Raw genomic sequence first — 23,426 nt, 5'->3', positions numbered from 1 at the left:
CTGCGGCGGTTGCCAGGGACGCGGAGCACCGGACGCGACGGTTCCGGGCATCGGACCCACGGAGCCTGCGCCCAGATTCCCGAGTACTACTAGGTATATAGTGCACCTATGGATATCAGCAGCACCCGCTTCACCGATCGCGTCGTCCTCATCACCGGCGGCGGCTCCGGCCTCGGCCGCGCCACCGCCGTCCGCCTCGCCGCTGAGGGCGCGAAGCTCGCCCTCGTCGACGTCTCCGAGCAGGGACTCGCCGCGACCGTCGAGGCGCTCCCCGAGGGCACCGAGTCGCTCACCGTGATCGCGGACGTGTCGAAGGCGTCCGACGTCGACGACTACGTCGCGCAGACCCTCGCGCGCTTCGGCCGCATCGACGGCTTCTTCAACAACGCCGGCATCGAGGGCCGCCAGAACCTCACCGAGGACTTCACCGCCGACGAGTTCGACAAGGTCGTCGCGATCAACCTCCGCGGCGTGTTCCTCGGCCTCGAGAAGGTGCTCAAGGTGATGCGCGAGCAGGGCTCGGGCATGGTCGTCAACACCGCGAGCGTCGGCGGCATCACCGGCATCGGCAACCAGTCCGGCTACGCGGCCGCGAAGCACGGCGTCGTCGGCCTCACCCGCAACTCCGGCATCGAGTACGGGCAGTACGGCATCCGCATCAACGCCATCGCCCCGGGCGCCATCTGGACGCCGATGGTCGAGAACTCGATGAAGCAGCTCGACGCCGAGAACCCGCGGAAGGCCGCCGAGGAGTTCATCCAGGTGAACCCGACCAAGCGCTACGGCGAGGCCGCCGAGATCGCCTCGGTCGTCGCCTTCCTGCTCTCGGACGACGCCTCCTACATCAACGCGGTCGTTCTGCCGATCGACGGCGGGCAGTCGATCAAGTACTGAGCCCTCTCCTCGAAGCCGCCGCGGCGCGAGAGGATGGTCGGATGAACCCCACCGGGCGCCTCCGCGCCGCGCGCGACACCCTGCTCGAGCACCGCACCGACGCGGCGGCCGCCACGGACGCCTTCCGCTGGCCGGACGTCGGCCCGCACTTCAACTGGGCCGTCGACTGGTTCGACGAGATCGCGATCGGCAACGAGAGGACCGCCCTCTGGATCGTCGAGGAGGACGGCTCGGAGACGAAGGTCTCCTTCGACGAGATGCGCTGGCGCTCCGACGAGGTCGCCGCCTGGCTGCACTCCGTCGGCGTCGAGCAGGGCGACCACGTGATGCTCATGCTCGGCAACCGGCTCGAGCTGTGGGAGTCGATGCTCGCGATCATGAAGCTCGGCGCGGTCATCCTGCCCACCACGACGCTCCTCTCCCCCGCGGACCTCGCCGATCGCCTCGAGCGCGGCGAGGTCGCGCATGTGATCGCGGACGCGACCGAGACCGCGAAGTTCGAGGGCCTCACGGAGGACGTCGGGCTGATCGCGGTGGGCGGCGCGGCGGGCGTGCCCGAGGGCTGGCTCGACTACGCCGACTCGATCGAGGCCCCCGGCATCGCGCCGAGCGTCGTCGTCGACAGCACCGACGCCTGCCTGATCTACTTCACCTCGGGGACCACCTCGAAGCCGAAGATGGTCGTGCACACCCACGAGTCCTACCCGGTCGGGCACCTCAGCACGATGTACTGGCTCGGCGTGCAGCCGGGCGACGTGCACTCGGCGATCAGCTCGCCCGGCTGGGGCAAGCACGCCTGGAGCTGCTTCTTCGCGCCGTGGAACGCCGAGGCGACCGTTTTCGTCTACAACTACTCGCGGTTCTCGCCGGTCGCGCTGCGCGAGCAGCTGGACCGCGCGGGCGTCACCACCTTCTGCGCGCCGCCGACGGTCTGGCGGATGCTGATCCAGTCCGATCTCGGTGCCCGCCCGCGCGCTCTCAGCGAGATCCTCTCGGCCGGCGAGCCGCTGAACCCCGAGGTGATCGCGACCGTCGAGCGCGATTGGGGCCTCACCATCCGCGACGGCTACGGCCAGACCGAGACCACGGCGATCATCGCCAACCCGCCCGGCGCCGAGGTCGTCTCCGGAGCGATGGGCCGGCCGCTGCCGGGCGTCGCGATCGCGCTGATCGACCCGGTCACCGGCGAGTCCTCCTCCACCGGCGAGATCTGCCTCGACCTGTCTACAGAACCCGTCAACCTGATGTCCGGCTACCACGGCGACGACGAGCGCACCTCCCGCGCGCGGGCCGACGGCTACTTCCACACCGGCGACGTCGCCGTCCGCGCCGTCGACGGCACCATCACCTTCCTCGGCCGCACCGACGACATCTTCAAGTCGTCCGACTTCAAGATCTCGCCCTTCGAGGTCGAGAGCGTGCTGCTGCAGCACCCGGCCGTCGCCGAGTCCGCGGTCGTCCCGGCGCCCGACCCGACCCGGCACAGCGTGGTCAAGGCCTACGTCGCGCTGGCGGACGGCTGGGAGCCGACCGCCGAGACCGCCGCGGCGATCTTCCGCCACACCGACGAGCTGCTCTCCTCCTTCGAGCGGGTGCGCCGGATCGAGTTCCACGAGCTGCCCAAGACCATCTCGGGCAAGATCCGCCGCGTCGAGCTGCGCGAGCGCGAGGAGCAGGCCTTCGCCCGCGGCGAGGAGCTCGCGGCGGAGTGGCGGAGCGACCGGCTCTAGCGCCGGTCCTGCGTCCTCAGTCCTCCGTCGGGCGGCGGCGCTGCTGCTTCGTGGCGGAGCGCTGCTGCTTGCTCGCGAGGTGGCGGCGGCCGGAGCCGCGGGTGGGGCGGGTCGGCCGGCGCGCGGCGGCGGGCGGGGCGAGGGCCGCGGCGACGAGGTCGCGGAGGGTCGTGAGGGCGACCTCGCGGTTGCGCAGCTGCGAGCGCTCCTGCGAGACGGTGACGGTGATCGCTCCGGAGACCAGGCGCTGGGCGAGCCGCTGGAGGAGGCGCTCGCGCTGGTCGTCCGTGAGCGCGGCGGACTCCGCGACGCTCCAGGTGAGCTGCACGCGGCTGTCCGAGGTGTTGACGTGCTGCCCGCCCGGGCCGGAGGAGCGGGAGAACCGCCACTGCAGCTCGGACGCGGGGATCGTCAGGCGCGCGGACACCTCGAGATCCGCACCTACCTCGACAGCCATGCGGCAAGCCTGGCACGCCGCGCGGGGTCAGGCCGAGGGCGGACGTCCCCCACCCGCGCCGCCGCCGCCCGAGGGCACCGACCCGCCGGTCGGCTCCGTCGTCGTGTCGACGCGGACCGTGAGGGCGAAGCGGTAGCCGGAGGCGGCGTCGCCGGTCGCGGTCGCCAGCTGCAGCTCGCCGCCGTCGTCGCCGAAGACGTTGTCGTCGTCGAGGCTCACCTGGGCGAGGTTCTCACTCGAGCCCTCGTAGCCGCTGAGCGCGTAGACCGCGGTGCAGGCGTCCTCGGGGACGGCCAGCTGCGAGGTCGCGATCGCGTTGCCGGAGTCGCTGATCGAGTCGACGTCGGGGTAGACCTCGAAGTGGATGTGCGGCCAGCGGCCGGAGTAGCAGGCCGGGAAGATCGAGCTGTAGCCGACCTCGCCGTTCGCGTCGGCGATCTGCACACCGCGGAGGTAGGTCTCCTCGGTGATGCCGTCGGAGTACATCGAGTAGCCGCCGGACGCATCGCAGTGCCAGACGTAGACGGCGGCGTTCTCGAACGGGACGCCGCCGTTCGCGGTGTCGAGGATCGTCAGGGTGAAGGAGAGCGGCACGCCGGCCGCGGTGGCGCCGCCGTCGATGCTCGAGCGGATGTCGCTGCGGACGATGCCGGAGTCGCTCAGCACGTCGGGGCCGTTCGAGCCGTCGCCGGGGTAGGGACCGGCGGTCTCGTCGGGGATCTCGCCGGTGGTCGCGGCGGCGCTGCTGCTCGCGCTGCCCGTCGCGGTTCCGGAGGCGCTGCCCGCGACGGCCGAGCACGCGGCCAGCGCCGTGGTGGCGGCGCCGACCCCGATCAGGCCGAGCACGCGGCGCCGATCGAGCATCCGGCGGCTCAGCAGGGTGCCGACGTCGAAGGAGAGGCCCTGGTCGACGACCTCGTCGTCGGGGCGGACGAGGGCACGGCCCTCGTAGCGGAGGCCGTCGGGGGTGCGGTCGGGCTCGGGGATGCGGGACATCGGGGGATCCTTGTCACTCGGGGGCTCGGGGAACCCCAGGCTGACCGGCGCGGCAGGCGCGACCCTTTGCGTCGCCTATGAGCCTCCGATGTCAGGAGCCGCTGGTGCCCCGGCGCGACCGCCGCCAGAAGGCCTTGAGCCGGTCGACCTGCCGGTCGGTCCACGCGTTCGACAGCGCGAAGGCCGCGGCGGCGGGATCGCCTCCGCTGCTGATCCGCTGGATCGCCTCGAGCGCCTGCTGGGCGGGGTCGCGGTCGTCCGGGACTTCGGGATCGTGGGCGTCTCGATCGTGACGCGACTCGGTCACGATGCGCTCTCCGGATACGGCGTGCTCGCCGCCGGCCAGTCCGAGGCCAGCAGCTCGCCGCGCAGCCGGTGGTACTGCTGCACGGCGCTGAGCGAGTCGGTGCGGAACGCGATCGCGACGGCGGCGTCGCGCCAGTAGCCGTCCCAGCCGCTGTACTGCGCGAAGACGCGGGAGCCGATGCTCTCCAGCAGCTCCCAGGCCCGGTCGGCGGTCAGGTAGCCGGCGACGTAGGCGTAGCGGATCGCTCCGATCGTGCGCTCGGCGTCGCCGGCGAGCAGCAGCACGGGCGGGCGGCCGCCGACCGGCTGCGCGCGCTCGAGGAGGTGGAACTCGCTCTCGCCGGTGAGGGCGGCGATCCGGGAGCGCATCCGCTCGGCGTCCTCCGAGGCGGAGACCTCGGCGAAGCGCGTCGACAGCGGACCGCGGGAGAGGACGTCGGCGACGAACAGCTCGACGTCCTCGGCGGAGGCGATGCGGAAGTCGCGGTCGAGCGCGCCGCGCTGCTCGGTGAGCGCCGGCATCGGCAGCTCCGGCCAGGGCGAGCCCTTGGCGCCGTCGGCGAAGCGGGCGCGCAGCTCGGCGGGCAGCTCGGCCCAGGTGGGCTGGAAGGCGAGCGAGGAGTTCCAGCCGCCGAAGGAGAAGTCGCTGACGGCGTCGAGGGCGAGCAGCTGCTGCTGGCGCAGGGTCGGCGCGGGCGTCCGCGCCTCGGCGCGGTAGGCGAGCTGCTGCCGGCGTGGCGCTCCGGCGTCGCGGATCTGGAAGGCGATCGACGCGAGGGCCAGCCCGAGGACGAGACCGATGCCGAAGGTGAAGATCGGCAGTCCGGTGCTGCCGTCCGCGCTCGCGAGACCGAGCACGAAGCCGACGATCCCGAGCGGCGCGGCGACGGCCGTGACCAGCAGGGCGCGGCGGCCGATCCCGCCGCCGGGAGCGCGCCGGTGCGCGTCCGCGGCACGCGCGTAGCGCAGGCGGGAGCGCACGGGGAACTCGACGTCTCCCGGGTGATTCTGCAGCGGCACGATCGGCAGCCTAGACGGGCAGCGAGGACGCCGCGCGTGTGGTTGCCTGGGGGCATGAAGCTTGCCGAAGCACTCCTCGAGCGGGCCGATCTGCAGAAGCGGATCGAGGCCCTCCAGTCGCGGATCGTCGCGAACGCCTCCTACCAGGAGGGCGAGGAGCCGACGGAGGACCCGTCGGAGCTGCTGGCCGAGGGCCTGCGCGCGCTGGACGCACTGGAGCGCCTGGTCACCGCGGTCAATCTGACGAACACGGCGGCGACCACGCCCGACGGCGTGCGGCTGACCGCGGCGCTCGCCCGGCGCGAGGCGCTCCGGTCGCAGCACAGCATCGTCGTGCGCGCGGCCGACGCGGCGGCGGGCGACCGCGGCTACCGGCAGCTGCGCAGCGAGCTGCGGCGGCTGCCGGCGCTGCCGGTGCGCGAGCTGCGCGCGCGGGCCGACGTGCTCGCCCGCGAGCTGCGCGACCTGGACGCGGCGATCCAGCGCACCAACTGGGAGGTCGATCTGCTGCAGGAGTGAGACGCAGCGCCCTGCGGGGCGCGGTCGGGCGGTGAGTCGGTAGGCGCACCGGAGCGAGCACACACCGTCGGGCCGGCGGTCAATCCGGCCCACTGTCACGCGGTGGGCAGCGTACGGCTCCGGCCATCACTCACAGCCCAGCACCGACGACCGGTGACCGCGCAGACAGGACATCTCATCACCACGTGCTGGCCGGGGCGCCGAGGGCGGGTTCGGGGACCTCACCGCCTGTCCTGCGTCAGCGCGCGCAGCTGGGCCGCGAAGAAGGCGAGCGAGCGGTCGACCTCGGGCAGCGCGGGCGTGCGGTTGAGGTGGCCGTGCGGCATGCCCTGCGCGAGGTAGCCCGTCGCCTCGACGCCCGCCTCCGCGAGCTGGCGGAGCAGGAGCTCGGCCGAGCCGCGGAGCTCGTCGAATTCGTTGACGAGGACCGAGGCCGGCGGCAGTCCGTGCAGCGGCGCGGCGCCGGGGAGCGCGTGCGGGGGCAGGTCGGAGAGTCGCCCGACGTAGGTGCGGACCATGTCCTCGATCCCGGCGGTCGGGAAGCGCAGCAGCGGCGGGAGCGGGAGCAGCTCGCGGATCACGGAGTCGTCGAGTGCCGGGTTCGGGAAGTGCGCGAACGGGTAGGCGAGCAGCACGTGGTCCGGGAGGCGGGTGCCGGCGTCGCGCTCGCGGAGCGTCGTGGCGAGGGCCAGGGCGGCGCCGGCGCTGGCCCCGCCGATCGCGACGGGCAGCGCGTCGGGGGTCTCCGAGCGGAGGTGGCGCCAGGCGGCCTGCACGTCGTCGAGCGGGACGGGGAAGCGGACCTCGGCGCTCGCGAGCCGGTAGCCGACCGCCACGACGCGAGCGCCCGCGCGGGCGGCGAGCTCGGCGGAGACGACGTGCGACTCGCGCATCGCGAGGTCGCCGGCCTGGAAGCCGCCGCCGTGCACCCAGAGCAGGGCGGAGACGGTGGGCTCTGCGGGTGCGTAGGTCCGGAGCGGGATCGGGCCGTGCGGGCCGTCGATCGCGGCGTCGGAGACGGTGACGCCCTCGGGGAGCGACCACGGGCCGGGGTCCTCCTCGAACTCGGCGACCTTCGCCGCCTGCGCCGCGTCGAGCGGGTAGGCGACGCCGTCGAGCAGCGGCAGGCGGGCGGCGAGGTAGGGATCGAGCGGCAACGGTGCCTCCTGGGTGGGTGAGGGATACGGGGAACACGGTAGTCAGCGTTCTGCCGGAGGGTGGATCTCGAGACGCCCTCTCCGAGGGCTGCTCGATCAGCATGAATCACTCCAGCCCGGTGTCCGCGGGGCGGACCATGCTGGTCGAGTAGCGCGCAGCGCGTATCGAGCCCCGCCCCCCGCCTGAACGGGGGCGGACCATGCTGGTCGAGTAGCGCGCAGCGCGTATCGAGACCCGCGCGTCAGAACGGCGGCGGGACGTCCTCGAAGCGGGGGCCCGGCGGCGCCCCGGCCAGGGCGGGCGGGCGGATCGTGACGGTGCGGCCGGTCGGGGTGGTCCAGACGATGCCGCCGTCGGGGCGGGGGACGTAGGTCCACCGATCGCCGTGGCGCACGTGGTGGTGCGACGTGCAGAGGGAGACGAGGTTCTCCAGGGACGTCTCCCCGCCGTTGCGCCACTCGATCGTGTGGTCCGCCTCCGACCTCGATGCGGAGCGGGTGCAGCCCGGGAAGCGGCAGGTCTGGTCTCGGAGCTGCAGATGCAGGCGCATCTGCGGGGGCGGGACCCGGTAGGTGCGGCCGACGGAGACGACCGCGCGGGTGTCCGGATCCGTGAGGACGCGGGTGAAGGAGGCGCCGGTCTCGACCAGCGCGCGGGCGAGGTCGGCCGGGATGAGGCCGTAGCCGTCGAGGTCGGCTGGTGCGTCATCGAGTCCCGCGGCGGTCGACGCGGCGAGGGTGAGCCGCACCTCGGCTCGGATCCCGGGGACGAACGACGCGGACAGTGGAGGACCGTCGCTCGCGGGAGTGGTGCCGGCGATGTCGCCGTCGCGCAGCAGATCGGTGAGGGCATCGGCCCTCACCTGAGCCAGGGTGCGCTCGTCGCCGCCCTCCCGGAGGGAGCGGGCGATGCGGTCGAGACGATCCCCGATGCCCATCGCGTCCGGTGCGGGGAGGAGCGCGCAGAGGGTGGCCATCCCGTCGATCTCGGGCGAGATCCACACGGCGCGGTCCTGGCGGGCGCGGGCGTGGCGCTGAGCGAACGGCTCCTCGTGCAGCTCGTCGCGGAGCCGGGCGACGATCCGCCTCAGCTGCGTCGGCGTCACGTCCGGCGCGACGCCCGCGGCGCGCTCGTCGAAGGCGGCGCGAGAAGCGGCGGGCAGAGTCGCGGCGGTCGCGCAGATCACCTCGCTCGACTCCCAGAGGAGGCGTCCCTCCGCCACCGCGGCGCGCGCGCACGGCAGCTCCTCGACCAGCAGCACCGCGTGATCGATCACCTTCGACGCCGCCCGCTCCGACAGGCGCAGCGCGACCGCGAACTGCGCCCGGATCGACCGCTCGACGAGGCTGGTCGCCTCGCTCCGGGACAGTCCGCCGCCCCGCGCGAACTCCTCGGGAGCGGTGAGCGCCGTGCGGTACGCCAGATGCACGGCCTCGGCTCGCGTGAGCAGGAACCGCGCCGATGTGACACCGAGATCGGCGGCGACGCCGAGCACCGCACCGACCGCGGCGACCGGCCCGGTCGGTTCCTCCGCGCTGCTCGCGTCGCTGATCTCATCCATACGAGTATCGAATCAGGGACCGCCGACACCCGCGGGGCCGTCTCGATCAGCCCTCAGACAACTCCGCGAAAGAGCTCCTGTGGAGGAGCGACGGCGGCGGCTCAGGCGCCTCAGCGTGCAGGCGCTGCGCGCTCGAGGAGGAGGACCCCGTCCAGGAGGACCGTGTCCTCGCCGTCGGGGCCGGTCGCCGTCCGCTCGCGGGTCTCGACGACCCGGGGCGTCCACTCCGCCGGATCGAGGGCGAGGGCGGCGAGCTCCTCCTCGGGCGAGGCGAGGACGGGTCCGCCCTCATGCCGGTGCGCGTGCGCGGACCAGGGCGGCGCGGCCGCGTGCGAGACGACCGCGAGGACTCCGCCGGGCGCCACGAGCTCGGCGGCACGGCGCAGGATGGGGATCCGCGGCAACTCCACCATCGAGTGCAGGAAGCTCGACGCGACCAGGTCGAAGACGCCCTCGACCGGCCAGTCGGCGCCGAGATCCGCCTGGCGGACGTCGATCACGAGACCCCGGGCGAGCGCCTCGGCCCGGGCGCGCTCGAGCGCGGTCTCGGAGAGGTCGAGGCCGGTGACGGTCCAGCCCTGCGCCGCCAGCCAGAGGACGTCGCCGCCCTCGCCGCAGCCCAGGTCGAGGGCGCGGCCGGGAGTCAGGTCGCCGACGAGCTCGACGAGGGTCGCGTTCGGCCGGCCCGACCAGACGCGGTCGGAGTCGGAGTAGCGCGCCTCCCAGTGCTCGCGGGCGGTCCCGGGCTCGGTGTCCTGCTCGGTGCGGTGCTCGTGCTCGCTGCTCATGTCGTTCCCTCCGGCGAGCGCGGCGCGTGCGTCCGGCTCCGCTCGAGGATGCCGGACCGCGCGCTCCGGAGCCAGCCGTCGTGCCGCTTCGGCACGGACTCCTCCCCAGGCGCCGAGTGCGGGGCTCTCTCCACCGATCTCCGCGACCCCTTCCGCGACACCGCGGACGCCGATTAGCGTCGGCGGCATGAGCCTGAGCTTCGAAGAGATCATCGTCGACTGCACCGACTTCCGCGCCCTGGGGCACTGGTGGCAGGAGGCGCTCGGCTGGGACATCGTCGATGAGGACGACGAGGGGATCGAGTTGCTGCCCGCGTCCGGCCGCGGCCCGAGTCTCCTCTTCCTCGACGTGCCGGAGCGGAAGACCGTGAAGAACCGCCTGCACCTCGACTTCGTGCCCGACGATCAGGCGGCGGAGGTCGACCGGCTGATCGCGCTGGGCGCCACCCGGCTCGACGTCGGCCAGGGCGAGCAGTCATGGGTGGTGCTCGCGGATCCGGAGGGGAACGAGTTCTGCATCCTCTCCGCGCGCGAGTGACGGCGAGCGAAGATGCGTATGTATCGATGATCGCCTGAGAAAGTCAAGGGTAGAACGATCGTTCTCGACACCTCTAGCATCGGCTTCGACGCGAGCCCGCCCCGGCCGCGCAGAGACGAGGAGAGACCCGTGAGCGCGAACGCCCTGCCCGCGAACGCCCTGCAGGCGACGGCCCAGCCCGCGAGAGCGGAGAAGGCGCAGTCCCCCGCGCTGAACCGCACCGCCGGCCTCTACGCCTACGCCTACCGGCTCACGCTCTCGGAGTCGATGGCCACCGCCGCCCTGCACCAGGCCGCGGTCACCCTCCGCTCGGGATCACCGAGGATCGTCGACGAGCAGTCGGCCCTCGAGATCGCACGGACGGAGATCGGCCGTCACAGCGTCGGCCGCCGCGCCGCGCTCGTTCCGGAGTCCGCTCCGGTCGGGCTCCGCGAGGACGACCTGCTCCGCTCCGCGTTCCACCGCCGCCTGCACGGCCTGCCCGCTCTCGAGCGCCAGTGCTGGCTACTGCGCCACACCGGCGGGCACGACGTCGCGGTGATCGCCGACCTCCTCGCGATCAGCGCCGAGCAGGTGCGCTCGGCCCTCGGCAGCGCTGCGGCGATCCTCGTCGCGGGCGAGCTCGCCGACGCCGGTGCGGAGGACGACCAGTCCACCGCCCTCTGACACGCGGATCGCAGCGGCGGGTGCAGGAGAGAAGGAGCCCGAGGGACGCCGGGTCCAGCCGGCGGCGCCCCTCAGGCGTCTGAGACCGCGGGGGCGGCGCTCCCTCGGGAGGCGTCCGGGCGGAGGTCCGGGTCAGTCGAGGTAGTCGATGTCGTCCCACGGCTCCTGCAGGTCGCCGGTGTCGCGGTCGTCGTCGGGGACCTGCACCTCTTCGAAGATCACCGGCACGCCGGAGGAGATCAGCACGCTGACCTGGCGGTTGCCGACCACGACGAAGTCGATGAGCCCGCCGCCGGCCTGGGTCGCGCGGGTCGCGGACTCCTTGAGATCGTCGACGTCCGTCCCCTGGGAGAGTCCGTAGGTCTTGCCCTCGATGGTGACGGTGGTTCGGATCATCTGGCGCGCCTGCTCCTCGACTTAGGAGCCCTCACCCTACGAATCGCGCCGAAGTCCAGCCAGGCCTTGCGGAGGAGGCGGCGGACTGCCACGCGCGCTCGCGGACCCTGCGCGGGACACGCGCGGAACGGCCCCGCTCACGCTCTCCCCGCTCGCGTCAACGGGGGTCACGGCGGGCCGGGCGGACCGTAGCGTGGCCGACGCACGATCCGAACACCCGCGGGAGCAGGACCGACCGCGGAACGAGCAACGAGGAGGATCCCATGACGGACACGAGCACCCCCGACACCCAGCCGGTCGAGCCCGACGAGGTCGACCCCGAGACGGCGACCGACCCCGAGGGCGACCCGGTTGAGAACCCGTCCGGCTGAACCGGGCGTGCGCCGCACGGCGCAGAGAAGGCTGAGAGCGCCGGACCCCCTGCTAGTCAGGGATCCGGCGCTCTCAGCCTTTGTTGTGCGGGTGCCGCGGTGCTGTCACCACGGCACCCGCCGGCCGGGAGGGGGAGGCTCGGCTCCCCCTCTCAGCGACAGCGCCGCGTCGAGGCGATCAGCTGCGGTTGCGGCGTCGTGCTCGTCGCTGCTGGAGCAGCAGCAGTGCGCCGCCACCCAGGGCGAGGAACGCGAGCGACAGACCCGCACCGGTCTCGACTCCGGTCGAGGCGAGTCCGCTGGTCGGCGGCGTCCCGGACTTCGCCGGGATCACCGGCGGGGTGGAGGCCCGGGGCGTGGGCTGGACCGTCGGCGTCGGCGTCGGGGTCGGCGTGGGCGTCGGGGTCGGCGTGGGCGTCGGGGTCGGCGTCACGACGGGCGGCGTCGTCGGCGGCGTCGTCGGAGGCGTCGTCGGAGGCGTCGTCGGAGGCGTCGTCGGCGGCGTCGTCGGAGGCGTCGTCGTCGGCGGCGTCGTCGGAGGCGTGGTCGGCGGAGGCGTGGTCGGCGGCGTCGTCGGCGGCGCAGTGGTCGGCGCGGTGGTCGGCGGGGCGGTGGTCGCCGGGGTGCAGGAGGACGAGACGAAGGTGTCGTCGTCGAGGGTCACGGCGCCGTTGCGGGCGAGGGCGCGGCCGTCGACGGTGACCGCGTTGGTCACGGTGATCGAGGTCAGCGCGAGGATCGAGCCCGCGAAGTCGGAGGAGGTGCCGAGGGTCGCGGAGCTGCCGACCTGCCAGAAGACGTTGCAGGCCTGCGCGCCGTTGATCAGCTCGATCCGGCTCCCGGAGCCCGTGATGAGGGTCGAGGCGGCCTTGAAGACGAAGACGGCGCCGTTCGCGCCCTCGGCGTCGAGGGTCACGGTGCCCGTGACTCCGATCGGGCCGGAGGCGGTGTAGACGCCGGGAGTGAAGGTGCGGCCGACGAGGTCGCCGGCGACGGACTCGGTGGTGGCCTGCGAGGTCAGCTGGTCGTACGCCTTCACCAGGTCGGACTGCGCGCCGATCGCGTCGGCGTCCGCGGCGTGGGTCGCGCCGAGGACCTCGCCCGGCGGGAAGCCGGTGATCGCGGTGCCGGGGCTCACGCCGAGGTCGAGCGGCAGGAGCGTGTCGCCGGTGTTGGTGACGGTCGATCCGCCGAGGACCGAGAAGTTCCCGGCCCTCCCGAGGGTCGGCGCCGTGGCCGCCTGGGCGGCGGTGGCGGAGAGGAGCCCCGCGGACAGGAGCAGGATCCCGGTCGACGCCGCGATCCCCACCTTCCAGCGGGCCCGGTCTCGTCGAACGTGGGAAGGAGTTCCGTGCGGCATCGTTGCGCAGCGTTCCGCCCACGACAGCGTGGGCGCGTGACACCCGAGGTGAGTGGAGTCGAACCGTAGCCCCGGGCCTGAGCAGGAGTACAGGACGCGATCGCCGGTCCGGCGCGGATCCCCTGGGAATCCGGGCGCGGATCGACGGAGTGTCACCCTAAGGGGGACTCGGGAGCGACGCGCCGGTGTCCCCGGCAGCGGGACGGCGGACGCTTGCCCAGCCCCTCCGCGAGTGGGACTGTGGGCCGCAGCCGCCGACGCAGAGGAGCGCACCGTGGGAAGCATCGACATCGATCTGTTCAGCACGCTCGACGGGGTCGCGCAGGCACCCGGCGGACCCGAGGAGGATCCGAGCGGCGGCTTCGCGTTCGGCGGCTGGCAGGCGCCGCTGGTCGACGAGACGGTCGGCGAGCAGGTCCTGGACGGGATGGCCGGCATGGACGCCCTGCTGCTCGGCCGGCGCACCTACGAGATCTTCGCGGGCTACTGGCCGCAGCAGCGGGGGCCGATCGCCGAGCTGTTCGACCGGATCCCGAAGTACGTCGCCTCCCGTGGCACGCCGGCGCTCCCCTGGGCCGGATCGGTGCAGCTCGGCGCCGACCTGCCGGCCGCCGTCCGCGAGGTGCGCGAGCGCCACTCCGCCGTGCACGTGATCGGCAGCCTCGACCTGGTGCAGACGCTGCTCGCGGAGCAGCTCTTCGACCGGCTCACCCTCTGGCTGCACCCGATCATGCTCGGCTCCGGCAAGCCGGTCTTCGGCGGCGGTGCCGTGCCGTCGAACCTGCGGCTCGACGGGCCGGCCGTCACCTCGCCGCGCGGAGTCGTGCGCCTGCAGTACCTGCGGGTCGACGGGACGCCCGGCACCGGGACGACGGGGCCCTGAGCCGCTGATCGACCCGCCGGCCGCTGGACACTCCGCCATACTGACGGCGTGCAGGACGAGGACGACGAGCGCCAGGATCTCGAGCGCGCGCTCTACGCCCGCCCGACCGGGGACGACCACGACGAGGCGCTGCGGGCCGAAGCGCAGCGGATCGAAGTGCAGCGGGCCGAGGCGCAGCGCCGACTCGTGGCCGCCGCCGCCGCGGAGGCGCAGCCCGCCCCACGAGCCGCCGGACCCGCGCGGACGGCGCGCGGACCCTCGCCCGCCGCACCCCCCGCCCGGTCGCGCCTCGTCCTCCTCGGCGCCGGGCTGCTCGTCGGCGGGCTCGCGATCGGCGCGGCCACCGCCTCCGTCATCGGCGCGGCCGTCCCGCAGCCGTCCTCGAGCGGGCCCGCACCGGCGACCGGGACCCCGACCCCGCGCGCGACCGACCGCTTCGCCGCGATCGTCGAGGGCTGGGCCGTCACCACCGACATCCCCACCGGTCTCTCGCTGATCTCGGGCGACGCCGAGGTCTACAGCCCGACCTTCGAGACCACCCAGAACGATCGGCTGCTGCTCACGGCGCCCGACGCCACCCGGATCTGCCTCGCCCTCGAGCGCCCCGACGGCTCGCTCTCGGCCGGCTGCACCGGCCTCGAGGCCTTCTTCGCCGGCGACGCGCTCGACGTCGTCGGCACGGCCACCGGCGACGGGACCCCGGTGTACACCCGCGTCACCCTCCGCCCCGACGGCAGCATCGAGGGCGGCTTCCAGCTCGTCGCGACCCCAGGGCCGGAGGCGTAGATCGCGCCATCACGACGCTGAGCTCACTGTTCGACCCAGGAAGCGTATTATTATCGGTTGTCACCAACTTTTCTGAGTGAGGAGCGCCGCATGCGGACGCAGAGCCCACTCGCCGTCGTGACGCCGACCGTCGACGGCGACGTGCTGACCGTTCTGGCGCGCGCCGACGACTGGTTCACCGTCGGCGAGCTGCGCAGCCGGATCGGCGGCCGCTCACTCGAAGGAATCCGCCGCACGCTCACCCGCCTCGTCGAGGAGGGCATCGTCACGAGCCAGGCGGTCGGCAGGACGACGATCTACCGGCTCAATCGCTCCCATCTGGCCGCCGGCGCGATCATGGAGCTCGCGCGCCTCGACGAGACGCTGCACGAGCGCCTCGTCTCGACCCTCGAGGGCTGGGCGCCCCAGCCGGGCTACGCGGCGATGTTCGGCTCCGCCGCCCGTGGAGAGATGCGGGCGGGCAGTGACCTCGACCTCTTCCTGCAGCAGCCCGCGGCACCGACGGACGCCTGGCACGAGCAGGTGTCCGCCCTCGTGCGCGACGCGAAGGCCTGGACCGGGAACGACCCGCGCGTCCTCGAGATGTCCGAGGGCGAGCTGCGCGACGCCGCCGCGGACGAGCCGGTGCTCCGATCCATCGTCGACGAGGGCATCCCTCTGATCGGCTCGCCCCTCGCCTTCCGCCGGCTCGTGGGCGCGCGATGACGGCGGATCGCGACGCCGACCCGGCCGTCGCCGCAGGCCGCCTCTCGAAGGCGGAGGAGTTCGCCGACGCCGCTGCGGTCTTCGTCGGCTCGGACGGCACGATCGAGAGCACCGACGCGTTCACGACGATGGCCGTGCACGCGGGGATCGCCGCGAGCGACGTGATCTGCATCCGCCGCCTCGGGCGTTACTCGCCCACCGGCTCGCACGCCGAGGCCGTCGCGCTGCTCCGTCGCGCCGATCCGGAGGCGGCCAAGCACCTGGAGCGGCTCCTCTCGCTGAAGACCAAGGCGGGCTACTCGGCGCGGCCGATCTCGGCGACGGAGGCCCAGGGCGCCGATCGCGCTCACCGGGAGCTGCTCCTCCGCGCCCGGCGGTCCTGACGGCGCGAGCACCGAGCGCTGAACGCGCCTGTCGAGCCTGCGCGGACGCTCAGAGAAACCGAGGGCGCGGGCGCCAGGATGCGGGGACACCGCCCGCTCCGCCGAGCACCGACCCGAGAGGCCCCGCCGTGCCCGCCAGCACCCAGAACGCCACCGCCGCCACCGACCCCGGCACCACCGCGCCCCAGGAGTACGACGTCGCCGTGATCGGCGCGGGCCCGGCCGGCACCGCCGCCGCCCTGCGCGCCGCCGAGCTCGGCGCGAAGGTGGTCGTGCTCGAGGCCGGCCGCGTCGGCGGCACCTGCGTCAACACCGGCTGCGTGCCCACCCGCGTGCTCGCGAAGACTGCGCGCATCGTCCGCGAGGCCCGCACCGCCGGCGACTACGGCGTCGACGTCGGCACGCCCGTCGTCGACTGGGCCGCGACCGTCCGCCACGTGCATGCGCGGGTCGACAAGGTCCGCTCGATCAAGCGCGAGGCGCAGCGCTTTGAGGAGGCGGGCGTCGAGCTGATCCACGAGGGCCGCGCGCGCTTCGTCGACGAGAGCACCCTCGTCCTGGACAGCGGCCGGCGGATCCGCGCCCGCTCGATCCTGATCTGCGTCGGCGGCCACTCGCGCCGCCTGCCGATCCCGGGCGCCGAGCTCGCCACCGTCCCGGAGGACGTGCTGGCGCTGCCGGCCCTCCCGCGCCGGGTCGCGGTCATCGGCGGCGGCAACACCGGCGCGCAGCTGGTCACGGTGTTCAACGCCTTCGGCTCGGAGGTGACGCTGCTCGACGTCGCGCCGCGCATCCTCACCACCTCGGACGCGAGCATCTCGGAGCACGTCGCCGGCGCCTTCGAGCGCCAGGGCGTGCGCGTGCACCTGGGCATCGAGACGGTCGAGCGCCTCGAGCGCGCGGAGGACGGCTCGATCGACATCACCTGGCGCGAGGACGGCTCCGCGCGTTCCGAGGGCGTCGACGCCGTGATCATGGCGACCGGCTGGCCCGCCGACGTCGAGGACCTGGGGCTCGAGAACGCCGGCATCGAGGTCGTCCGCTCGGCGATCCCGGCCGATCAGTACTTCCGCACGGTCTTGCCGCACGTCTTCGCGGTCGGCGACGCGAACGGGCGCGACATGCTCGTGCAGGCGGCGCAGTTCGAGGCGGAGGCGGCTGCCGAGAACGCGGTGCTGGGCGCCAACCGGCGCACTCCGCAGTTCCTGCTGCCGGCCGGCGGCTTCACGGACCCGGACTACGCGGGCGTCGGCTTCACCCAGGAGCAGGCGCGCGAGCGCGACCCGCAGTGCATCGTCGCGTCGGTGCCGTTCTCGAGTGTGGACCGCGCCGTGATCGACGACCGCGAGGGCGGGTTCCTGACGCTGATCGCCGACCGCCGCCGCGAGCTGCTGCTCGGCGCGCACGCCGTCGGCGAGAACGCGATCGAGGTCGTGCAGTCCGTGACATCCGCGATGGCGGCCGGCGTCGACGTCGCGACCCTGGCGAACGTGCGGTTCGCGTATCCGACCTACAGCGCCGTGATCGGGATGGCGGCGCGCGCGCTGCTGGCCGAGCCGGCGCGGCCCGCCCAGCTGGAGTGAGCGGCGCTACTCGATCCCGAGGCGCGGCGCCAGCCCTCACCGGGTGCGGCGCCCGCTCCGAATCATGAAGGCAGGGCGACTCCGCCCTCCGCTCCCGAGAGGAACCACCGTGCCGATCCCCGCTGTCGACTACGCCCACATCCGACTGACCGTCCGCGACATCGCCGTGTCGCGCGCCTTCTACGACTCCGTCTTCGGCTTCGACGTCGCCTTCGAGGCGCCGCCCGCGGACGCCCCCGAGGAGCAGAAGGAGCAGCTCGCGTTCCTCTTCGGCGGCGTGATCTACCAGTTCCCGGGCGGACTGCTGGGCCTGCGCCCGGTCGCCGACGCGGGCGACCGCTTCGACGAGGACCGCATCGGCCTCGACCACCTCAGCTTCGCCGTCGCCGACCTCGACGCCCTGAAGGCCGCCGCCGCCGCGCTCGACGAGCTCGGCATCGCGCACGAGCCGATCAAGGACGCCGGCGGCCAGAGCATCCTCGAGTTCCGCGACCCCGACAACATCGCGCTGGAGATCAGCTCGCCGAGCTGACACCTGCCCATGCTGGTCGAGTAGCCCCGGAGGGGCGTATCGAGACCCGGCGTCTTGAGGACGGTGGATCTCGATACGCCCGCTGCGCGGGCTACTCGATCAGCATGAAACGGGCCCACTGCTTCATCAGCAAGAAATGCCGCGCGGATCGCGCCTCCATGCTGGTCGAGTAGCCCCGCAGGGGCGTATCGAGATCCACCCATCGGACGACGGTGGATCTCGATACGCCCTCTCCGAGGGCTACTCGATCAGCATGAAACGGGCCCGCTGCTTCATCAGCAAGAAATGCCGCGCGGATCGCGCGTCCATGCTGGTCGAGTAGCCCCGCAGGGGCGTATCGAGACCCCACGTCTTGAGGACGGTGGATCTCGATACGCCCTCTCCGAGGGCTACTCGATCAGCATGTGCCTCTCACGGGCGGCGCCAGAGGTATGGGGTCGTCGTCGAGACTTTGACGAGGCCAGAGCGCTCGAGGATGGGGCGGGAGTACTCGGTCGAGTCGCTGTGCACGAGGGTGCGGCCCGACTCGAGAGCGGAGGCGGCGCGCGCGGCCGTCAGCGCGCGGTAGATGCCGCGGCCGCGGTACTCCTCGAGCACGGCGCCGCCCCAGACGCCGACGACGTCGGAGTCCGCGACCGGCTCGAGCCGGCCGCCGCCGACCATGCGGCCGTCGACCTCGGCGACCCACAGCTCCATGCCGTCGCCGCGAGCCAGCCGTGCGACCAGCGCGTCGGCGATGTCCGTGTCGACGTCCTCACCGAACGCGGCGTCGATCATCGCGCTGAACGCGCGGACGTCCGGCTCGTCGACGACGCGGCGCAGGGTCGCGCCGTCGGGCACCGGGGCGTCGCGGGTCAGCGCCTCGAGCGGGCCGATCATGATCGACTCCGTCTCCTCGGCGGCGAAGCCGTGGCGCAGCAGCGCCTCGTGCAGACCGGGCGCCCGGTCGTGGCCGCGGGTCTTCCACTCGACCTTCCGGAGCTCCGGGTCGGCATCGAAGTGCGCGCGGGCCGCGGCGACGAGGGCGTCGATCGCCGCCTCGTCCGCCCCGCCGAGGTCGCGGTAGGTGACGAAGGCGCGCCCGCCGGCGAAGGTCACCAGCCGGAGCGGCCCGGCGAGAGTCACCGCCACGGCGCTCGGCGTCTCGGCGTCGGTGCGGAGCTGCTCGTCGTAGACGCGCAGGTACTGGGCACGGAGGTCGTCGGGGTCGGTGCTGGCGGTCATCCCACCACGCTACGGCCGACGACGCCAGAACCTGCCACCGGGCGGACTACGGCTAGCCTCGAACCATCACGATCGGCCCGCTCGCCTCACGGCTCGGGCCGATTTTCCTTGTATCGCGGCGTTGGCGGGGTGCGGTCGGCAGGTGTACCCGGATCGACGGAGCAGAACATCGGCCGAGGCGAGTTCTCGTCTGCGATGGGCGATGAGGGTGGCTGTCAGCTGATGTTGTGATGTCAGCAGGTGGTCGAGTCCCGGGTCGACCACCGAGCGTCTGCAGATCCGCCCTGCTGGTGACGGCGGGTCTCGAGACACCCCTGCTGGCTCCTCGACCGGCAGGGGTGCGCACAACATCAGCTGAGAGCAGGGGGCCTCCCCTGACAGCGGAGGCCACCCCTTCTCAGCTGATGTTCTGCAGCGATCGAGCGCTCCACGCCGTTCGAGCGGCTTCTCTGCTGATCGCACAGCATGCGCAGCGGGCACGTGGAGGTCCGCTCGCGTCGGAAGACGAGTCCGCAGACTGCCGTGCGGATGACGGCGGGTCTCGATACGCCCCTTCGGGGCTACTCGACCAGCATGAGACTCGACATGCCCCTGTGGGGCTGATCGACCAGGAGGGTCCACTCCCCATCGCCGAGGCGCGAAGCGGCTCCGCCTGCTCGACCGGCGGGATGCGGCGCCGGGCTCAGCCGGTGACGCGGGCGATCAGGTCCTGGATGAAGGGGATGACGTCGCCGGCCTGGTCGACGCTCGCGAAGGCGGTGGCGAGCAGCGGCCAGACGGAGCCGACGAGGGTGGCGATCACGGCGGCGACCGCGGCGACCCAGGCGAGGGCGGCGTTCCGGGAGACGAAAGCCAGCGCGAGGAACGCCAGGGCGATCAGGTAGCTGATCACGATCGAGAGGGTGATCGCGCCGACCGGGACGTCGAGGACGCCCGCGGTCGTCGCGTCGGCCGCGCCGATCAGGCCGAGCACGGGCAGCAGCACGCCGACGACGATCAGGAAGCTGACGACGACGCCGGTCGCGAGGGCGGCCCAGGCCGCGCGCGGCTTCCGGCGCGAGCCGTAGGAGCGAGTGCGCACGGCCTACTCCGACCCGCGGCGCTCGGCGTCGGAGCCGTCGGCAGAGGTGTCGGCGGCCGATGCGTCGGTGGCCGAGGTGCCGGCCTCCACCGGCTCGACCTCGACGCGGACGACGAACTCGGCGGCGGGAGCATCGGCGGTGACGACGACGGTCTCGACGGCGTCGGAGTCGGAGTCCGCGTCGAGGTCGGCGTCGCGCTCGGCGCGGGCCGGCCGGGTCGCGACCTCGTCGGACAGCGAGTCCGCGGTGGCGTCCGACGCGGCGGCGCGGTCGGCGGCCTCGTCGAGGCGGTCCGAGGCGTCGTCGAGCGCGTCGGCGGTCCGCTCGCGGGCGGTGTCGAGCGCCGCCGCGCCCTTCTCGCGGGCGGAGTCGAGGGCGGCACCGCCCTTCTCGCGGGCGGAGTCCATCGCGTCGCCGGCCTTCTCGACCAGCGAGGGGCCGTCCTCGCGCTCCGAGTCGGGCACCTCGATCGGGTCGAAGGGGCCGTGCACATCGGTCACGTTGACGTTGACGACGACGCGCTCGCGGGTCAGCTGCGCGGCGGCCTTGCCGACCTGCTCGCGGACGGCGTCGATGACCTCCTGGACGGGGCGCGGGTACTCCGACACCAGGTCGAGGTCGAGGACGAGCGCGCCGTCGACGCGGGCGATGCTCACGCCGGGGCTCGTGCTGGTGCCCAGGACGGCGCGGGTCGCGCGGTCGAGGGTGCGGGCGGCGGCGCCGCCGAGGTGGTGGACGCCGGTGACACCGGCGGTGGTCTCCGCGGCGGCGGTCGCGAGCAGTCGCTCGATCGACTCGTCCTCCGGGTGCGCGCCGTCGATGGCGCGGAGGTCGTTCGTTCCGACGGTGTCGGTCATGGGGTACTCCTCAGTGGTCTTCCGGCCCTCCCGAGCGGGAGGGCCGGATCGTCCGGTGCGGCGGGTGCGCGGCACGGGGCGGCGCGGACGCCGCTACTGCACGCGGGCGCTGCTGCTCATCCTGGTGCGGATTCCGCTGACGATCTGGATGACCACGGGGGTCTCCTCGCCCAGCACGGCGTCCCAGCTCTTCACCGCGTCGTCGATCGCGCGGCGGGTCCGCATCGGCGAGACGCCGCGGCGGGTGTGCGCGGTGACGCGGAGGACGGTGCGGTGCTTGACCTCGAAGGCGGTGACGTCGAGCGCGACGATCGAGGGATCGTGCGACAGCGCCTCCTCGAGGACGTGCTCGGCGACCTTCGCGTCGATGGTCACGGAGCCGCCGGTCGGCGTGCCCGCGCCGGAGCCGGAGCCCACACGCAGCAGCGTCGAGGTGCGTCCCCGGCCCTGGCGCACGATGAAGCGCACCAGCAGCAGGATCAGCACGAGGGCGACCACGGCCGCGACCCAGAGGATCCACGGCTGCCCGCCGGAGAGGGCGTCGCTGGTGGGCTGCGTCGCGTCCTCCGCGCCGGTGGAGACCGTCTGCTGGACGTCGGGGAACAGCGCCCCCGCCGCGACGGCACCGCCGGCGAGCAGGAGCACGAGGCCCACGACGAACAGGAGGAGGCGGTTGAGGAACCGGTTGGTGGTGGTCATCGGACCGTCCCCTTCTCGGACAGGCGCACGCGGGCCGTGAGCTTCGGGCTGATGTCGTAGCCGGCGAGCTCGGCGTCGACCGCCTCGCGGATGGTGCCGACGTCGAGGCTGCGCCCGGAGGTGCGGCCGACGGTGACACCGGCCGTGCGTCCGCCGATCAACACCGACACCTGGTCGGGGTCGACGTCGCCGGCGTAGGCGGCGGTGCGGGCGAGGCTCTGCGCGATCACGCGGTCGTCGATGACGGCCGCGGTGCGGTCGGCGGCGGCGCGGCGGCGGCCGCGACGGCCCGGGGAGAAGGACACGATGATCAGGACGAGCCCGATCAGCGCGGCGACCACTCCGCCGGCGACGATCAGCGGGACGGGAGCGCTCGCGGCGCCGAGCACCGCGGCCGCTCCGTCCTGCGGGGCGACGAGCAGCGCGGGCTGCCCGAGGGCGGCGAGCACCGCCTCCGTGCCGATCCACGCGAAGACGAGGATGAGCAGGACCGCGAGGACGATCGCCGAGGTGGAGCGGGACGAGGTGATCTCGCGCCGGACGAGCCTGGGGTACAGCGCGCCCGTGGAGCGGGTCCCTGATGCTGCGGGGGTCGTCACGAGACTCTCCTTCGCTCGCGCAGGTCGGCCCCGGTGATCCGGAGGTCGACGCGCCCGATGGTGGACCCGGTCAGCTCGAGGCAGCGGGTGCGGATGGTGGACTGGGCCGTGCTGAGACGGCTGAGGACGGTGCCGGAGCGGCGGTCCTCCTCGCCGAGCGGACGGATGCGCAGGGGGGCCTGCGCGGTGACGTGCAGCTTCCCCCCGTCGTCGTCCAGCTCGACCGAGACGTCCGACGCGTCGACGTCGAGCGCCTCCGCGGTGACGGCCGACACGACCCTGCGCACGGCGCGCGAGGTGATCGTCGTGCGGCCGTGGCGGGCCTGGTCGGCCATCACCGCCGCGGTCACGAGGACCGCCGCCCGCGGAGGGTGTCGGCGAGCGAGCTCAGGTCGAGCTTGCCCTCGACGACGCGGCCGACGCCGTAGCCGACGGCCATGGCGAGGGCGACCCAGAGGAGTGCCCAGAAGCCGAAGACCAGGCCGGTGACGGCGAGGACGGCGCCCAGGATCAGGCCGAGGTGGGACGGAGTCACTTGACGCGGCTCTCGGTGTCCTCGTCCTTGTCGTCCGAGGGGATGTAGACGTCGGCGATGGTCACGTTGACCTCGGTGACCTCCATGCCGACGACCGAGGAGATGGCCTCGGAGACGGCGGAGCGGATGCTGTCGGCGAGCTTCTGCAGCGCGACGGGGTACTCGGCGACGACCGTGATGTCGGCGGCGACCTGCTTCTCGCCGACCTCGACGGAGATGCCCTGGCCGCGGTCCTGCGCGTTGATCGCGTTGCGGATGGCGCCGATGGCGCGGGCGGCTCCGCCACCGAGGTCGTGGACGCCGGCGACCTGGCGGGCGGCGATGCCGGCGACCTTCTCGACGACGCCGTCGGCGATCGTGTTCTTGCCGGTCGAGGTCTCGGTGCCGTGCTTGGCCGAGGTGGTGGCGAGGGTGCTGGGGGTGACGTTGGTCATGATGCTCTCCCTGATAGAAGGTGATGCGCGACTCGGTCGCGGTGACGACGATCCGTCGCACATGAATCAGACGTGCGCGGCTCCGGGATCGTCCCGCCGGATCAGCCAGTGCGCAGGAAACGTCGAGCGACGACGCGCTCTGCGGCCAGCGCCGTCCACAGGCCCGGGAGATGCGCGGCAGCTGTCGGCGACACGGGCGTCCGTGCGAGCGTCCGGGCGGGCTCAGGGCGGGCTCCGCGCAGTCGTGGGGCGGGCTCGGGGCGGGCTCCGCACTGCGTTCAGACCCGTTTTGTATACAGCAGGTGCGGAATCACCGCACCGCAAGCGCCCTCTCACCCGGTTCGACGCCCGCGTGCGCAGGTTG

The 23,426-nt window shown here is 73.3% G+C and carries 28 protein-coding genes; 11 read left to right on the top strand and 17 right to left on the bottom strand.

What is annotated here, in order from left to right:
* Window positions 1-108: 108 nt before the first annotated feature.
* Window positions 109-894 (top strand): glucose 1-dehydrogenase, encoded by a 786-nt coding sequence (locus tag EDF36_RS01915; protein WP_123447493.1) that lies wholly within the window; start codon window positions 109-111, stop codon window positions 892-894.
* A 41-nt stretch (window positions 895-935) separates the two neighbouring features.
* A complete protein-coding gene (locus EDF36_RS01910; RefSeq protein ID WP_123731672.1) occupies window positions 936-2,624 on the top strand; it encodes an AMP-binding protein in 1,689 nt (562 codons plus the stop codon).
* Between the two features lie 16 nt (window positions 2,625-2,640).
* On the opposite strand, the gene arfB is transcribed toward EDF36_RS01910, so the two are convergent.
* The 4 genes from arfB to EDF36_RS01890 all read right to left on the bottom strand — a co-directional run bounded on the left by arfB (window position 2,641) and on the right by EDF36_RS01890 (window position 5,403).
* The gene (arfB, locus tag EDF36_RS01905; protein WP_123731671.1) at window positions 2,641-3,081 is read right to left on the bottom strand and encodes an alternative ribosome rescue aminoacyl-tRNA hydrolase ArfB; all 441 of its coding nucleotides are present in this window, start codon (window positions 3,079-3,081) and stop codon (window positions 2,641-2,643) included.
* Between the two features lie 27 nt (window positions 3,082-3,108).
* Window positions 3,109-4,077 (bottom strand): intradiol ring-cleavage dioxygenase, encoded by a 969-nt coding sequence (locus EDF36_RS01900; protein WP_123731670.1) that lies wholly within the window; start codon window positions 4,075-4,077, stop codon window positions 3,109-3,111.
* Window positions 4,078-4,168: 91 nt separating this feature from the next.
* Window positions 4,169-4,384 carry a hypothetical protein gene (locus EDF36_RS01895; RefSeq protein ID WP_123731669.1) on the bottom strand — a complete coding sequence of 72 codons (216 nt, stop codon included), beginning with the start codon at window positions 4,382-4,384 and terminating at the stop codon, window positions 4,169-4,171.
* Window positions 4,381-5,403 carry a DUF1266 domain-containing protein gene (locus EDF36_RS01890; protein WP_123731668.1) on the bottom strand — a complete coding sequence of 341 codons (1,023 nt, stop codon included), beginning with the start codon at window positions 5,401-5,403 and terminating at the stop codon, window positions 4,381-4,383. The genes EDF36_RS01895 and EDF36_RS01890 overlap by 4 nt, the downstream gene beginning before the upstream one ends.
* A 54-nt stretch (window positions 5,404-5,457) precedes the next feature.
* Here EDF36_RS01890 and EDF36_RS01885 point away from each other — a divergent pair, with 54 nt between their 5' ends.
* Window positions 5,458-5,922, top strand: a complete 465-nt coding sequence (locus EDF36_RS01885; protein ID WP_123731667.1) for a DIP1984 family protein — start codon at window positions 5,458-5,460, stop codon at window positions 5,920-5,922.
* A gap of 221 nt (window positions 5,923-6,143) precedes the next feature.
* Here the strand turns inward: EDF36_RS01885 and EDF36_RS01880 are convergent, their stop codons facing one another.
* From EDF36_RS01880 to EDF36_RS01870, 3 genes are all read right to left on the bottom strand, one after another.
* The gene (locus tag EDF36_RS01880) at window positions 6,144-7,079 is read right to left on the bottom strand and encodes an alpha/beta hydrolase fold domain-containing protein (protein ID WP_123731666.1); all 936 of its coding nucleotides are present in this window, start codon (window positions 7,077-7,079) and stop codon (window positions 6,144-6,146) included.
* A gap of 242 nt (window positions 7,080-7,321) precedes the next feature.
* The gene (locus EDF36_RS01875; protein WP_123731665.1) at window positions 7,322-8,641 is read right to left on the bottom strand and encodes an HNH endonuclease signature motif containing protein; all 1,320 of its coding nucleotides are present in this window, start codon (window positions 8,639-8,641) and stop codon (window positions 7,322-7,324) included.
* A gap of 110 nt (window positions 8,642-8,751) precedes the next feature.
* Window positions 8,752-9,429, bottom strand: coding sequence for a cyclopropane-fatty-acyl-phospholipid synthase family protein (locus EDF36_RS01870; protein ID WP_123705835.1), 678 nt, complete (start codon window positions 9,427-9,429; stop codon window positions 8,752-8,754).
* 187 nt (window positions 9,430-9,616) lie between these two features.
* Here EDF36_RS01870 and EDF36_RS01865 point away from each other — a divergent pair, with 187 nt between their 5' ends.
* Both EDF36_RS01865 and EDF36_RS01860 read left to right on the top strand, forming a co-directional pair.
* On the top strand, window positions 9,617-9,967 hold the full coding sequence (locus EDF36_RS01865) for a VOC family protein (RefSeq protein WP_123731664.1): 351 nt from the start codon (window positions 9,617-9,619) through the stop codon (window positions 9,965-9,967).
* A gap of 129 nt (window positions 9,968-10,096) precedes the next feature.
* A complete protein-coding gene (locus tag EDF36_RS01860) occupies window positions 10,097-10,633 on the top strand; it encodes an RNA polymerase sigma factor (protein WP_123731663.1) in 537 nt (178 codons plus the stop codon).
* 132 nt (window positions 10,634-10,765) lie between these two features.
* Here the strand turns inward: EDF36_RS01860 and EDF36_RS01855 are convergent, their stop codons facing one another.
* Window positions 10,766-11,029, bottom strand: coding sequence for a hypothetical protein (locus EDF36_RS01855; RefSeq protein ID WP_123447479.1), 264 nt, complete (start codon window positions 11,027-11,029; stop codon window positions 10,766-10,768).
* Between the two features lie 549 nt (window positions 11,030-11,578).
* Window positions 11,579-12,709 carry an ice-binding family protein gene (locus EDF36_RS01850; protein WP_260300481.1) on the bottom strand — a complete coding sequence of 377 codons (1,131 nt, stop codon included), beginning with the start codon at window positions 12,707-12,709 and terminating at the stop codon, window positions 11,579-11,581.
* 325 nt (window positions 12,710-13,034) lie between these two features.
* Here EDF36_RS01850 and EDF36_RS01845 point away from each other — a divergent pair, with 325 nt between their 5' ends.
* The 6 genes from EDF36_RS01845 (at window position 13,035) to EDF36_RS01820 (ending at window position 17,632) form a co-directional block, all read left to right on the top strand.
* Entirely contained in the window at window positions 13,035-13,643 is a 609-nt protein-coding gene (locus EDF36_RS01845) for a dihydrofolate reductase family protein (protein WP_123731661.1), read from the top strand.
* Window positions 13,644-13,691: 48 nt separating this feature from the next.
* On the top strand, window positions 13,692-14,429 hold the full coding sequence (locus EDF36_RS01840; protein ID WP_123731660.1) for a hypothetical protein: 738 nt from the start codon (window positions 13,692-13,694) through the stop codon (window positions 14,427-14,429).
* Between the two features lie 90 nt (window positions 14,430-14,519).
* Window positions 14,520-15,134 carry a nucleotidyltransferase domain-containing protein gene (locus EDF36_RS01835; protein ID WP_123731659.1) on the top strand — a complete coding sequence of 205 codons (615 nt, stop codon included), beginning with the start codon at window positions 14,520-14,522 and terminating at the stop codon, window positions 15,132-15,134.
* Window positions 15,131-15,517 (top strand): hypothetical protein, encoded by a 387-nt coding sequence (locus tag EDF36_RS01830; protein WP_123705841.1) that lies wholly within the window; start codon window positions 15,131-15,133, stop codon window positions 15,515-15,517. The genes EDF36_RS01835 and EDF36_RS01830 overlap by 4 nt, the downstream gene beginning before the upstream one ends.
* Before the next feature lie 128 nt (window positions 15,518-15,645).
* Window positions 15,646-17,100 carry an NAD(P)/FAD-dependent oxidoreductase gene (locus EDF36_RS01825; RefSeq protein ID WP_123731658.1) on the top strand — a complete coding sequence of 485 codons (1,455 nt, stop codon included), beginning with the start codon at window positions 15,646-15,648 and terminating at the stop codon, window positions 17,098-17,100.
* Between the two features lie 109 nt (window positions 17,101-17,209).
* Window positions 17,210-17,632 (top strand): VOC family protein, encoded by a 423-nt coding sequence (locus EDF36_RS01820; RefSeq protein WP_123447474.1) that lies wholly within the window; start codon window positions 17,210-17,212, stop codon window positions 17,630-17,632.
* A gap of 411 nt (window positions 17,633-18,043) precedes the next feature.
* Here EDF36_RS01820 and EDF36_RS01815 read toward each other — a convergent pair whose 3' ends face one another.
* The 8 genes from EDF36_RS01815 to EDF36_RS01780 all read right to left on the bottom strand — a co-directional run bounded on the left by EDF36_RS01815 (window position 18,044) and on the right by EDF36_RS01780 (window position 23,062).
* Window positions 18,044-18,856: a GNAT family N-acetyltransferase gene (locus EDF36_RS01815; protein WP_123731657.1), complete on the bottom strand. Its 813-nt coding sequence runs from the start codon at window positions 18,854-18,856 to the stop codon at window positions 18,044-18,046.
* A gap of 682 nt (window positions 18,857-19,538) precedes the next feature.
* Entirely contained in the window at window positions 19,539-19,937 is a 399-nt protein-coding gene (locus EDF36_RS01810; protein WP_123731656.1) for a hypothetical protein, read from the bottom strand.
* 3 nt (window positions 19,938-19,940) lie between these two features.
* Window positions 19,941-20,795, bottom strand: coding sequence for an Asp23/Gls24 family envelope stress response protein (locus EDF36_RS01805; protein ID WP_123731655.1), 855 nt, complete (start codon window positions 20,793-20,795; stop codon window positions 19,941-19,943).
* 93 nt (window positions 20,796-20,888) lie between these two features.
* Entirely contained in the window at window positions 20,889-21,494 is a 606-nt protein-coding gene (locus tag EDF36_RS01800) for a hypothetical protein (protein ID WP_123731654.1), read from the bottom strand.
* A complete protein-coding gene (locus tag EDF36_RS01795) occupies window positions 21,491-22,093 on the bottom strand; it encodes a hypothetical protein (RefSeq protein WP_123731653.1) in 603 nt (200 codons plus the stop codon). Before EDF36_RS01795 ends, EDF36_RS01800 begins: the two co-directional genes overlap by 4 nt.
* On the bottom strand, window positions 22,090-22,443 hold the full coding sequence (locus EDF36_RS01790) for a hypothetical protein (RefSeq protein WP_243839852.1): 354 nt from the start codon (window positions 22,441-22,443) through the stop codon (window positions 22,090-22,092). The genes EDF36_RS01795 and EDF36_RS01790 overlap by 4 nt, the downstream gene beginning before the upstream one ends.
* Window positions 22,440-22,628 (bottom strand): DUF2273 domain-containing protein, encoded by a 189-nt coding sequence (locus EDF36_RS01785; RefSeq protein WP_123447468.1) that lies wholly within the window; start codon window positions 22,626-22,628, stop codon window positions 22,440-22,442. Before EDF36_RS01785 ends, EDF36_RS01790 begins: the two co-directional genes overlap by 4 nt.
* Window positions 22,625-23,062 (bottom strand): Asp23/Gls24 family envelope stress response protein, encoded by a 438-nt coding sequence (locus tag EDF36_RS01780; RefSeq protein ID WP_123705848.1) that lies wholly within the window; start codon window positions 23,060-23,062, stop codon window positions 22,625-22,627. The genes EDF36_RS01785 and EDF36_RS01780 overlap by 4 nt, the downstream gene beginning before the upstream one ends.
* Window positions 23,063-23,426: the final 364 nt, after the last annotated feature.

The sequence above is a fragment of the Rathayibacter sp. PhB152 genome (assembly GCF_003751395.1).
GTDB classification, from domain to species: Bacteria; Actinomycetota; Actinomycetes; order Actinomycetales; family Microbacteriaceae; genus Rathayibacter; species Rathayibacter festucae.
Note: the sequence above shows the minus strand (reverse complement) of the source record. Positions and strands in the feature narration are given on the sequence as shown.